This is a genomic window from Acidithiobacillus marinus, assembly GCF_002847505.1.
GTDB classification, from domain to species: domain Bacteria; phylum Pseudomonadota; class Gammaproteobacteria; order Acidithiobacillales; family Acidithiobacillaceae; genus Acidithiobacillus; species Acidithiobacillus marinus.
In genome coordinates, this window is sequence record NZ_MXAV01000056.1 from 93229 (window position 1) to 103620 (window position 10392).

A 10392-nucleotide genomic window follows, 5' to 3' on the forward strand; every position below is an offset into this window, starting at 1 on the left:
TTAGGTAGATGACGTTGCAGCAGGATTCTACGTAGAACTCAAGTCCAGTCATGGCCATTGATCTTCTGGTTTTTGTCTGGTGGGTTCGCAGCGGATTTTGTGTTAGGTTTTTCACTCATCTTCAGGGCGGGGTGAAATTCCCCATGAACCCCGATGGCAGCATGGCGCGTGGCGCGGATATCGCGCGTTTTGCCGCCCTGCACGACTTGCCAGTCATTACCATGGAGGATGTGCTGGGCATGGTAAATCGGCAATGCACAAGGAATTGAGGACAAGGCATGCATATCGACCGACTGGATCATCTGGTGCTGACGGTACAGGATATATCTGTCAGCACTGCCTTTTATTCACAGGTATTGGGCATGCAGGAAATCACCTTTGCTGAGGGCCGCAAGGCCCTGGTTTTCGGACAGCAAAAAATCAACCTGCACCCCGCAGCGCGGCCCATCGCACCCCATGCCGCCCATCCTGTTTGCGGATCGGCGGATTTGTGCTTTATCGTTACGGATGAGATTCAGGAAGTGCTCGTTCATCTGCAAAACTGCGGGGTAGCCCTCGAAGCGGGACCCGTGTCCCGCACCGGAGCTACAGGGCCAATCACTTCCGTCTACTTCCGAGATCCCGACGGGAATCTTCTGGAGGTATCTACCTATGATTCCCAGGAAATGCCATGACCGATAACGCCCGCGTCGCACTGGTGACTGGTGCCACCTCCGGCATTGGTCTGGCCATTGCGCAACGATTGACGCAGGTCGGCTATCGGGTGGCCCTGCATTCCCGCGCTTCCGCTGCGGCCGGTCTGCAAGCAGCAGCCACTCTGTCTGGCGCCCGGTATTTTCAGGCCGATCTGCTGGATGAAGCAGCGCGGCAAGTGCTCATCGACGAGGTGATCGCCCACTACGGTCGGTTGGATGTGCTGGTCAACAATGCGGGGGCGTCCAGCGTCATTCCTCATCAGGATCTTCGGGCAGCGACGCCAGAGATCTGGCATCGCTTCTACGAGCTCCATGTAGTCGCACCCTGGCAGCTCATTGCCCTGAGTGAACCCTATCTGCGCGCGGCCTCAAGTGCAGAAAAACCGGCGTCGGTGCTGAATATCAGCTCCCATGCCGGGGTCCGCCCCAAAGGGGCTTCCATACCTTACGCGGCCAGCAAGGCCGCATTGATTCATGTCACCCGGTTGCTGGCCAAAAGCCTGGGTCCCGCTATCCGCGTCAATGCCATTGCTCCGGGCCTGGTAGATACGCCGTTGACGGAGGACTGGGTCGAGATTCGTCAGCAGTGGGTGCGTGAAGCGCCCATGAGCCGCAGCGCCAGCCCGCAGGATATTGCCGATGTTGCGCTGATGCTGACCGAGTCGACTTATCTGACCGGAGAGGTAATCATGGTGGATGGTGGGATGAACTTGCTATGAGTCGGGAGTGCAATCAATGCAAATATCTATCGGCTTTCTGGTATTCCCTGGATTACAATTACTGGATCTGGCGGGACCTTATGAGATTTTTCCGCCTTGCCGGATTGCAAGGTCCATCTATTCTGGAAAACCCGCGAGCCGGTGGCCTGTTCTGCGGGGCTGCGTCTGGAGCCAACGGCTACTCTCGCGGACGGGCCGCAGGTAGATGTGCTGTGCATACCCGGTGGAGCGGGCATCAACGCCCTGCTTCTGGATCAGGAGGTACAAACCTGGGTGCAGCGCCAGGCAGCATCGGCGCAGTTTGTTTCCTCTGTCTGCACAGGCGCCTTGCTGCTCGGCACAGCAGGGTTACTCACGGGACGGCGCGCGACGACGCATTGGCGTTATCATGATCTCCTCCCCGAATTGGGCGCCATACCCGTCAAGGAGCGCGTGGTTCGGGACGAGAATCTGATCACCGGCGGCGGGGTTACTGCCGGGATAGATTTTGGCCTCACGCTGGTTGCCGCACTGCGCGGCCAAGCTGCAGCAGAAGAAATTCAGCTTGCCCTGGCCTTCTGGCGGAACGCGGAAGCTATGTGCAGCAAGCGGCTCGTTTCAAGAAAACTACGGACGACGTGAAGGCGCCTCAGCGCGTCGAGCAAGTCATTGCCAAAGTCATGTCGCTATCGCGAGAATTAGGTGCAAACCCGTCCGTTACAGAACAGGTTTACCGTGCAATGATTTCGGGTTTTATTAATGAGGAATTGGCCGAACACGCAGCAATCAGCCACGCTAATGCCAAGCCCTAACGAATAAGGGGAGATCGTTCGAAGCCACGATCCGAATCGTTTTGTTGGATGAGTCTGGTTCTGAGCATTGAGCGACAGATCACCCGCGAGACACCAGGGTAATAGTATTATCAGTAAACGCCAGCAAATATTGTTGCCTACATGCTCCTCCGGGTGGAAGTAGTTATGGATGCGGCCAGAATCATGGCGCCAAAATGGCGACTACACTATAATAATGCTTTCAGTCGCTGGGAGGCTTTGTGGTGAATACAGCCGTTACCAAGCAGGATCGCATTGGCGCGAGAGTGCCGCATGATGTTTACGAAACGCTGTGCCGTGCCGCCCAACTGAGCGGTGCGACGGTCAATCAGTTTTTGGTGCAAGCCGCGCTCAAAGAGGCGCAACAGGTCATTGAGCGCGAGGAAGTGATCCGCTTGAGCCCGCGTGACTGGCAGTGGCTCCTGGAGTTGATGGAAAAACCATTCAAACCCAATGCCCGATTGCTGGCCGCCATGGAACACTACCAAAAAGTCAAAAATGCGGATGAAGATAACACCTTTCGCTGGGAGCCTTGATCGGCAGATCTTCGATTGTGGACGTGAGTCACTGAACGTTTGGTTACAACAGGTCGCACGTCAGCATCAGGAAAAGGGATTGTCGAGAACCTTTGTTGCCATCCACGGGAGCGAACCGACCCGGATTTGCGGGTACTACGCATTGACCTTGGCCGAACTCGATAATCGACATCTGCCCGAACCCTGGCGAAAGCAGCTACCGCGCCGGATTCCCGGTGTTCGGCTGGGTCGGTTGGCTGTAGATCGACAATACCAGGGAAAAGGGCTGGGCGATTTGTTATTGGTTGATGCCATGACGCGAGCGCAACGCATCCATGCCGATGCCGGAGGGGTCGGGTTGTTTGTCGATGCACTGGATGAGGAGGCGGCTGGGTACTATCGACATTTCGGTTTCGAGGCCGCACCCGGCAATCCACTGCTGCTGTTTCTGCCGATTATGGGATTCTCAATGCTCTGATGCTGACCGAATCGTCTTACCTGACCGGAGAGAAGCTATTGGCCTAATCAAAAAGGGGTTTTCCAAGGCCATGATGCGCCCCCAAGCGAGGAGTACATATTGGAAAGCGGAAAATTACCTGCCGACGTGCTGATCCGGTTACTGGAGCAACAGGACCTGCCCATCATTCTGCCATTGGTACAGCTACTCAATCCTACCGTGTCACCAGCACAGCTTGCGCAAAGACTTCAGGAGATGATGGGGCAAGGTTATGAATGCGCCGCTGCTTTTATGGCAGATAACTGTGTGGGTGTGGCGGGCATTTGGCTGGGAACACGATTTTGGTGTGGCCGCTATCTTGATGTGGATAATGTGGTCGTGGACCCTGCGTATCGGGACCATGGTATCGGACAACAGCTGATGAACTGGGTGGAAAATTACGCCCGCCAGCAGCGCTGTGAAATTATGGTGCTGGATGCCTACGTCACCAATCAGGCGGCGCGCCGGTTTTATGAACGAAATGCTTACCAGATTGTGGGGCATCACTTTGTAAAAAAATTGTAATTCTGAGCGTTAGAGAATCTGGAATGGGCATATATGGATCATGTGTTATTCCGGCCTATAAGGAAAAATCCCTTGAATCAAAAAATTGAATCCCTGTAAGGCTTCCCTCGGTTCTCCCCAGGCAGCTCGAATGATAGCGCCGTCCATGGCTATAACGATGGCACGCGCAACATTTTCCCTATCACTATTTTCCGGTAATAAATTCGCAATGACTTTGCCTAGCTCAGATTTATGATGCCAGGTTTTTTGTGCAACGAAAGGCAGAGAATCACCCATTTCGCCGAGTGTATTGATAAAAGCGCATCCTCTAAACGCCGGGTCAGCAAACCATTCCTGCAAAGCCGGTGCGATAGATTGAACATTATTGCCGTACTTTTGCAGAGCATTCTGAAACCATGTCATCCAAAGGAGATGACGGTAATCCAGAAAAGCCAGAATCAGATCGTTTTTGCTCGGAAAATGTCGATAAAAAGTCACCTTGGTCACGCCTGCCTCGGCGATGATGCGGTCGATGCCGGTCGCACGGATGCCCTCACGATAAAACAATAAGTGCGCCGTGCTGAGAATGCGTACTCGGGCTGAGGGTTTCAGCGGGGATAAAAGTGAAGATTCGGCGGTGACATTCATCATACTATGGTAGACAGACCATTCTACATTGTCTAGAATGGCTGTTGTAGACAGGCCTGTCTACCTAGTTAACTCTGTGCTTACTGGAGGACATACACCATGTCAGAAGTAGCTTTGGCCCCGCCTTTTACAGAAGAATCTGCGGTCAAAAAAGTACGCATGGCTGAAGATCTCTGGAATACCCGTGACCCGGATCAGGTCGTCAATGCCTATACGTTAGATACGGTCTGGCGCAATCGAGCAGAATTCCCCGTAGGTCGTGAAGCTATCCACGCCTTTCTGGTACGTAAGTGGGCGAGAGAGTTGGATTATCGCTTGATTAAAGAACTCTGGGGATTCCGAAATAACCGCATGGCCGTGCGGTTCGCCTATGAGTGGCATGACGATGCTGACCATTGGTTTCGCAGCTATGGTAATGAACTGTGGGAGTTTAATAGTCAAGGATTGATGCAGCGGCGTTTTGCAAGTATCAATGACCTCCCTATTCAGGAACAACAGCGTCTTTATCATTGGCCATTGGGGCGAAGACCTGATGATCACCCAGGGTTGAGCGATATGGGTTTATAGATAATTAAAATTACTTCAGGAAACCGTGGCAACGCGCACCAGCCATTTGCGAATAATGGATTCCTCTTCTTGCGAGAGCCCCTCGGCCAGTTTTTTCTCGATGACCTGCACCCGCTCCCGGCAGCGCGCCAATAGTGCCTTGCCGGTTTCGCTGATCTCAATCTGTTGAACCCGACCATGATAATGATGTGGGCGGCGCACGATGGCCTCCGCGCGCTCCAGGTTCTTGATAATGGTGCTGACGGTTTGGGGCGTGAGCAGTGTCAATCGGGCCAGGTCGGCATTGGAAATACCCGGATAGGCTTTCAGCATGGTCAGTATGGAAAATTGTGGCGGCGTGACATGCAGATCGACCAGTGCGCGTTCCATCTGGAGCCTGTAAGCGCCGGCGGCCTGGCGCAGCAGGTAGCCCAAGTAGCCTTTTTCTCCGCGTTTGCCCTCCCCCATTGGGGGAATAGCCGGATTCGGTTTGGCACCGTCCATATTGTAAGAACCCTTATATATTGTTAGAGTCCTGATATTATCCAATCACTCCATGAGGAACAAGTCATGTCCATGCCGCATACCCGCATCGATTACTCCGCCTTCACCCAAATGGCACCCTCCGTATATGCCGGACTTGTGGCCATAGGGACTGCGGTCAAGGATGCCGGTCTCGACCCCAAACTCACCGAACTGGTGAAGGTGCGCGTATCGCAGATCAATGGCTGTGCATTTTGCATCCAGTATCACCTGAATATCGCCCGCCAACTGGGTGTGGAAGCGCTCAAGCTGGATTTATTGGCTGGCTGGAAGGATGCCGGCGTGTTTTCTGCCCGGGAGCAGGCCGCTTTGGCGTGGGCGGAAAGCCTGACGGCGCTGGCGACCCAGGGAGCGTCGGATGCTCTCTATGAAGCACTGCAGGCCCAGTTTTCGGAAAAGGAAGTGCTGTATCTTACGGTATCCATTGGCCTGATCAACACCTGGAACCGGTTGGGCGTCGGTCTGCGATTTGCCCCACCTCCTGCCATCACGAGGAGTCAGCCATGATACCCCCCGAAAGAGAACAGCATTGCAGTGGGCAGGTTTCTACTGTGGCTTTACGCTATCTCGATCACGAAGATGATGTTCTGGCCTCCTATACGCTGATGCGGCAATTACGACCACAGCTCGATTCTGCGCAGGCGTTTGTGCAGCGCTGGCAACATCAGCGCACCCAGGGTTACCGCCTGTTGGCTCTGTGGAAAGGCACCCAGCCGCTGGGGTTGGCCGGATTTCGCGTGCAAGACAATCTGGTGCATGGCCGATTTGTCTATGTGGATGATCTGGTGATTGATGCGTCCTGCCGCAGTCAGGGTTTTGGAAGGATGCTGATGGATGCATTAAAAGCAGAAGCCAAAGCTTTGGGCTGTTCCAAATTGTTATTGGATGCCGCCATGGGTAATGCACTTGGACACCGTTTCTATTACCGCCAAGGACTTCTGGCGACAGCTTTGCACTTCAGTATGATGCTGCCCTGAGCAAGGAGATTTCATAGACAGTTCATTTAGACCGGTACCTACCCCACGGATAACATCTATCCTTAAACATCAGATCCTCTATTTGTGCTATAACCAATAAAAGCGCACAGCCTGCCACTAAAAACATTATTTCAAATAAAAGGGAGAATAATCATGGAAATGCAATTTTATGGTGCTGCGGGAGGGGTTACCGGGTCCTGTCATTATCTGCGGGTAGGCGACAAACAATTACTCATAGATTGTGGACTTTTTCAGGGTGGACATGATCTGGAAGAAGAAAATCGCCAAGAATTTGGATTTGCTGCCAAAGACATCGACTACCTGCTGTTGACCCATGCCCATCTCGATCACTGCGGGCGGATTCCCTTGCTGGTCAAACGCGGTTTTCGGGGTGAGATTATTACCACCTCGGCCACCCGCGAGCTGGCGCGGCTGGTGATGGTGGATTCGGCGGGGCTGGCGGAAGAAGAGGCGCGGCGCGCCAGTCGCAGGCACCAGCGCCACGGCGAAACGGAGTCCGCCCCGCTTTATGATATTGCCGATGTCCTCAACACCATGGAACGCTTTGGCCGCACGGCGGAATATGGTCAGAAACTGGAAGTCTGTCCGGGCGTCAGTGCGACCTTCGGCGATGCCGGACATATTCTCGGATCGGCCTGGATTCTGGTCGAAGCCAGCGAGGCCGGGAAACAGCAGCGTATTGTCTATTCCGGCGATTTGGGCAATCGGGGCAAGCCCATCATCAACCCGCCGACTCCCGCCCCCGAGGCGGATGTCATCGTCATGGAAACCACCTATGGTGATCGTTTGCATAAGGCGATCGGGCCATCTGTAGAAGAGTTGCGCGATGCCATTCTCGACACCCTCAAACGCGGCGGCAACGCCATCATCCCCACCTTTGCTCTGGAGCGGGCCCAGGATTTGTTGTACTACCTGCGGGAGATGATGAGCGACAACCAGATTCCCGCCACGCTGCCCGTTTTTCTGGATTCGCCCATGGCCATTTCGGCGACGGAGATTTTTCGTCGGCATCCGGAATGCTTCAATCCTGATACCCGCGAAAACCTGCAGCATGGCACCGACCCTTTCGCCCTGCGCAACCTGCATTTTACCCGCGAAAGCAGCGAGTCCATGGGCATCAATCTGATCAAGGGGGGTGCCCTGATCATGGCGGGTTCGGGAATGGCCACCGGCGGGCGGGTCGTGCACCATCTCCGCCATAATATCTGGCGGGAAGACAGCAGTGTGATATTTGTGGGCTATGCGGCCCAGGGCACCCTGGCCCGGCGCATTATTGACGGCGCCAAAACAGTACGTATCTTCGGCGAAGAAATCCGGGTGGCTGCCCGTATTTATACCATCGGCGGGTTCTCGGCTCATGCCGATCATGACGAGCTTCTCGCCTGGTTCGGCCAACAGAAGCCAGCCCGGGCAATTCTTGTCCATGGTGAGGACAATGGTCGGGAGGGCATCGCCAAGGTGCTGCGGGCCAGAGGATTACAGGTGGATTGCCCGGTTATCGGCGATCACTATACGCTCTGATGGTCAAGGCTGCACAAGCCCGCTACCGCCGGACCATGAAGGCATTTCTGAAAGGCATTTCTCAGAGGTCCACGCCTTCATGCGCCAATAGCCAGCGTTTGCGTTCCACCCCCCCGGCATAGCCGGTAAGCGTGCCGTTGGCGCCAATGACCCGATGGCAGGGAACGACAATGCCGATGGGGTTTCGGCTGTTGGCATGACCCACGGCGCGTACCGCTGAGGGTCTGTTCATGCCCAGGGCTTGTTCCTTGTAGCTGCGGGTTTCCCCGGCGGGGATGCTGCGTAACCAGTCCCAGGCTGCCCGCTGAAAGGGAGTGCCCGCCGTCGTATCCACAATAATGGCAGACAGCGCCTGCAAGTCTCCCGCCCAGTAAGCCTCCAGGCTGTCGCGCATGGGTTTGGGGATGGCTCCGGGGGTCAGCTTGATCTGCTCGTTGCCGTACAGTTTTCGGAGATCGGCAAGCAGGCTGCCCCGACCCTCCTCCCAGTCCAGCGCCCGCAACACGCCCTGTTGATCGGTCACCAGCAGCATTTCTCCCAATGGTGAGGGAAGCTGATCAATGTGCCAGAGCCAAGGATGGGGCATGTTTGTGCTCCTGATTTGCTGGATGATTCACCATACTCAGGACATCGTCCAACGGCAAATACGGGAGGGATCCGCTGTCCGGCTAAGCGGTTGAACCCGTAGCTTGCCGCCCGAACCGTAGAGACCTAATATGACCATATCAAGAGGTCAGGAGGAGTTCGCCATGCAGGTTAATGCCGCCGAGTTCAAGGCCAAGTGCCTAAAAATGCTGGATGAAGTTGCTGCTACCCGCGAATCGCTGGTCATCACCAAGCGCGGCAAGCCGGTCGCGCGCGTCGTGCCCATCGAAGAGGAGGAAGCACACGGACTGTTCGGTTACATGAAAGGCACAGGGAAAATCGTAGGGGACATTGTCAATGTGCCGCACGAACCCTGGGCGGCGGAAACTGGGGAAGAAGACGATCTCTATGGCCCGGCTCTTACCAATCCCTTTGCAAAGCCCTGCGTATATTATCAATTTATAGATATATCAGGATATGATTTTCAGAATATGTTACCCGGAAAATGATCTCTGCCTTCAATAACTAGATGGTTCCTCGTCATTTCAAGTGGGTAGCCTGAGATCCAGCTTGCCCAGGATCAGGTAGGCCATGTTGATAAAGTTCTTGTGCGTGCGGTAACCCCGAGCCTTGGCCTTGGCGGATTGAATGAGGCTGTTGAAACCTTCCAGAATTCCATTGGTGATCTGGCTCTCGAACCATCGGAGCACGCCATCCCAGTGATTCATGATGGTGTAGGCGACCTTGACGATAGGCGGCAGATCGCTGGTTCTGGCGTTTTCCAACCAGGCTTTCAAGAGGGTAGCCCCCTGATGGCGATTCTTGATCGTGAAGATGTCCTGAAAGGTCAGGCGGAACTGGTAGGCCTGCGCCGTCTTGAGGTTCTGGTCTTTGAGTAATGCCTGCAGCTTTTCTTTCTGCTTCACCTTGAGGTTGCAATCGTTCTTGAGCCAGAGCCAGCGGGTCTTTTTGAGATTTGGCTGAGTGAGGACTTCCCCCTTGCGCACGTCGTCCACGGCCTCGTTGACGAGCTTCATGAGGTGAAAACGATCGAAAGTGATCTCCGCATTGGGCAGGTGCTCGGCAGCCCCTTTCTGGAAGGCCGGCGAGAGGTCCATGCTCACATCGGTGATCGCTTCCGCGCTACCACCATGGGCCTGTAGATCTGCGGAGAATCTCTCAAAGGTCTTGGCATCCTTGCCGGGAGTAGCGAACAAGAGTCGCCGGGCATCCAGATCCACGAAGAGCGTGATGTAGTCGTGGCCGCGCCGACTGCTGGTTTCATCGACGCCGACGGCATGGACATGGGCCATATCCACTCTGGTACGGGCTTCTGGCACATAGTGGTCAATCACCCGCCACAGGAGCGTGTCGGTCTCGCCGACTAGGCGGGCTACGGTCAATACCGGCATCTCCCGCACCAGGGTCATGATCAGCGCTTCGAAGAGCAGGGTGAAATGCGAGCCTTCCCGTGCCCAGGGAACAGATATCTGATGCACTCCATGCTCCTGGCACTTCACACGAGGTACGCGGGCATGGAGATAGGCTTCATGCTGGAAGAAATCCATGTGCCGCCAAGTATGGTCACGGGTATCATGTACCGGACACTCCTCACCACAGACGGAGCAAGCAAAGCGACTACCCTTGGGAAAGTTGATGTGCAGATCCAGGCGTTTCTCCTCCACCGTGAAAGTCACATGATCCACCAACCACGGCGGAACCAATCCTAACGCGAGAGAAAACAGCTCTTCAGGGACCATCAGCTAACTCCAATTCAGGGCACGACCGCTCCACAGCATTCTACCCCCTACCC

General features: G+C 54.9%; 17 protein-coding genes. 13 read left to right on the forward strand and 4 right to left on the reverse strand.

Translation table 11 applies throughout. The features are described 5' to 3' along the window. Nucleotides 1–50: 50 nt before the first annotated feature. The 8 genes from B1757_RS14605 to B1757_RS14640 all read left to right on the forward strand — a co-directional run bounded on the left by B1757_RS14605 (nt 51) and on the right by B1757_RS14640 (nt 3759). Nucleotides 51–269 (forward strand): hypothetical protein, encoded by a 219-nt coding sequence (locus B1757_RS14605; RefSeq protein ID WP_101539016.1) that lies wholly within the window; start codon nt 51–53, stop codon nt 267–269. Nucleotides 270–278: 9 nt separating this feature from the next. Continuing rightward, nucleotides 279–674 carry a VOC family protein gene (locus B1757_RS14610; protein WP_101539017.1) on the forward strand — a complete coding sequence of 132 codons (396 nt, stop codon included), beginning with the start codon at nt 279–281 and terminating at the stop codon, nt 672–674. Beyond that, nucleotides 671–1414, forward strand: coding sequence for an SDR family NAD(P)-dependent oxidoreductase (locus B1757_RS14615; RefSeq protein WP_101539018.1), 744 nt, complete (start codon nt 671–673; stop codon nt 1412–1414). Before B1757_RS14610 ends, B1757_RS14615 begins: the two co-directional genes overlap by 4 nt. 96 nt (nt 1415–1510) lie before the next feature. Beyond that, the gene (locus B1757_RS14620) at nt 1511–2035 is read left to right on the forward strand and encodes a DJ-1/PfpI family protein (protein WP_172437742.1); all 525 of its coding nucleotides are present in this window, start codon (nt 1511–1513) and stop codon (nt 2033–2035) included. Beyond that, nucleotides 1993–2205, forward strand: coding sequence for a chorismate mutase (locus B1757_RS16155; protein WP_216360888.1), 213 nt, complete (start codon nt 1993–1995; stop codon nt 2203–2205). The genes B1757_RS14620 and B1757_RS16155 overlap by 43 nt, the downstream gene beginning before the upstream one ends. A 242-nt stretch (nt 2206–2447) precedes the next feature. Further along, nucleotides 2448–2759: a type II toxin-antitoxin system TacA family antitoxin gene (locus B1757_RS14630; protein WP_101539020.1), complete on the forward strand. Its 312-nt coding sequence runs from the start codon at nt 2448–2450 to the stop codon at nt 2757–2759. Between the two features lie 79 nt (nt 2760–2838). Then, on the forward strand, nt 2839–3216 hold the full coding sequence (locus B1757_RS14635) for a GNAT family N-acetyltransferase (protein WP_253253889.1): 378 nt from the start codon (nt 2839–2841) through the stop codon (nt 3214–3216). 99 nt (nt 3217–3315) lie between these two features. Continuing rightward, nucleotides 3316–3759 (forward strand): GNAT family N-acetyltransferase, encoded by a 444-nt coding sequence (locus tag B1757_RS14640; protein ID WP_253253890.1) that lies wholly within the window; start codon nt 3316–3318, stop codon nt 3757–3759. A gap of 45 nt (nt 3760–3804) precedes the next feature. Here the strand turns inward: B1757_RS14640 and B1757_RS14645 are convergent, their stop codons facing one another. Further along, nucleotides 3805–4389 carry a TetR/AcrR family transcriptional regulator gene (locus tag B1757_RS14645; protein ID WP_253253891.1) on the reverse strand — a complete coding sequence of 195 codons (585 nt, stop codon included), beginning with the start codon at nt 4387–4389 and terminating at the stop codon, nt 3805–3807. A 96-nt stretch (nt 4390–4485) separates the two neighbouring features. Between B1757_RS14645 and B1757_RS14650 the strand changes: the two genes are divergently transcribed. Beyond that, the gene (locus B1757_RS14650) at nt 4486–4953 is read left to right on the forward strand and encodes a nuclear transport factor 2 family protein (RefSeq protein WP_101539023.1); all 468 of its coding nucleotides are present in this window, start codon (nt 4486–4488) and stop codon (nt 4951–4953) included. 15 nt (nt 4954–4968) lie between these two features. On the opposite strand, the gene B1757_RS14655 is transcribed toward B1757_RS14650, so the two are convergent. Continuing rightward, entirely contained in the window at nt 4969–5436 is a 468-nt protein-coding gene (locus tag B1757_RS14655) for a MarR family winged helix-turn-helix transcriptional regulator (RefSeq protein WP_101539024.1), read from the reverse strand. A 66-nt stretch (nt 5437–5502) separates the two neighbouring features. Between B1757_RS14655 and B1757_RS14660 the strand changes: the two genes are divergently transcribed. From B1757_RS14660 to B1757_RS14670, 3 genes are all read left to right on the forward strand, one after another. Beyond that, nucleotides 5503–5982 carry a carboxymuconolactone decarboxylase family protein gene (locus B1757_RS14660; protein WP_101539025.1) on the forward strand — a complete coding sequence of 160 codons (480 nt, stop codon included), beginning with the start codon at nt 5503–5505 and terminating at the stop codon, nt 5980–5982. Next, a complete protein-coding gene (locus tag B1757_RS14665) occupies nt 5979–6452 on the forward strand; it encodes a GNAT family N-acetyltransferase (protein WP_101539026.1) in 474 nt (157 codons plus the stop codon). Before B1757_RS14660 ends, B1757_RS14665 begins: the two co-directional genes overlap by 4 nt. A 153-nt stretch (nt 6453–6605) precedes the next feature. Then, nucleotides 6606–7994: an MBL fold metallo-hydrolase RNA specificity domain-containing protein gene (locus B1757_RS14670; protein ID WP_101539027.1), complete on the forward strand. Its 1389-nt coding sequence runs from the start codon at nt 6606–6608 to the stop codon at nt 7992–7994. 61 nt (nt 7995–8055) lie between these two features. Here B1757_RS14670 and B1757_RS14675 read toward each other — a convergent pair whose 3' ends face one another. Beyond that, nucleotides 8056–8580 (reverse strand): methylated-DNA--[protein]-cysteine S-methyltransferase, encoded by a 525-nt coding sequence (locus tag B1757_RS14675; RefSeq protein ID WP_101539028.1) that lies wholly within the window; start codon nt 8578–8580, stop codon nt 8056–8058. Between the two features lie 163 nt (nt 8581–8743). Here B1757_RS14675 and B1757_RS14680 point away from each other — a divergent pair, with 163 nt between their 5' ends. Continuing rightward, a complete protein-coding gene (locus tag B1757_RS14680; protein WP_101539029.1) occupies nt 8744–9088 on the forward strand; it encodes a type II toxin-antitoxin system Phd/YefM family antitoxin in 345 nt (114 codons plus the stop codon). A gap of 36 nt (nt 9089–9124) precedes the next feature. Here the strand turns inward: B1757_RS14680 and B1757_RS14685 are convergent, their stop codons facing one another. Then, nucleotides 9125–10339, reverse strand: a complete 1215-nt coding sequence (locus B1757_RS14685; RefSeq protein ID WP_101536405.1) for an ISL3 family transposase — start codon at nt 10337–10339, stop codon at nt 9125–9127. Between the last annotated feature and the right edge of the window lie 53 nt (nt 10340–10392).

Excerpts from the sequence above, each read along its gene's own strand:
- B1757_RS14660 (WP_101539025.1), top strand. The coding sequence starts at position 5,503 with ATGTCCATGCCGCATACCCGCATCGATTACTCCGCCTTCACCCAAATG.
- B1757_RS14675 (WP_101539028.1), bottom strand. The coding sequence starts at position 8,580 with ATGCCCCATCCTTGGCTCTGGCACATTGATCAGCTTCCCTCACCATTG.
- B1757_RS14650 (WP_101539023.1), top strand. The coding sequence starts at position 4,486 with ATGTCAGAAGTAGCTTTGGCCCCGCCTTTTACAGAAGAATCTGCGGTC.
- B1757_RS14610 (WP_101539017.1), top strand. The coding sequence starts at position 279 with ATGCATATCGACCGACTGGATCATCTGGTGCTGACGGTACAGGATATA.
- B1757_RS14665 (WP_101539026.1), top strand. The coding sequence starts at position 5,979 with ATGATACCCCCCGAAAGAGAACAGCATTGCAGTGGGCAGGTTTCTACT.
- B1757_RS14645 (WP_253253891.1), bottom strand. The coding sequence starts at position 4,389 with ATGATGAATGTCACCGCCGAATCTTCACTTTTATCCCCGCTGAAACCC.
- B1757_RS14615 (WP_101539018.1), top strand. The coding sequence starts at position 671 with ATGACCGATAACGCCCGCGTCGCACTGGTGACTGGTGCCACCTCCGGC.
- B1757_RS14670 (WP_101539027.1), top strand. The coding sequence starts at position 6,606 with ATGGAAATGCAATTTTATGGTGCTGCGGGAGGGGTTACCGGGTCCTGT.
- B1757_RS14680 (WP_101539029.1), top strand. The coding sequence starts at position 8,744 with ATGCAGGTTAATGCCGCCGAGTTCAAGGCCAAGTGCCTAAAAATGCTG.
- B1757_RS14605 (WP_101539016.1), top strand. The coding sequence starts at position 51 with ATGGCCATTGATCTTCTGGTTTTTGTCTGGTGGGTTCGCAGCGGATTT.
- B1757_RS14685 (WP_101536405.1), bottom strand. The coding sequence starts at position 10,339 with ATGGTCCCTGAAGAGCTGTTTTCTCTCGCGTTAGGATTGGTTCCGCCG.
- B1757_RS14655 (WP_101539024.1), bottom strand. The coding sequence starts at position 5,436 with ATGGACGGTGCCAAACCGAATCCGGCTATTCCCCCAATGGGGGAGGGC.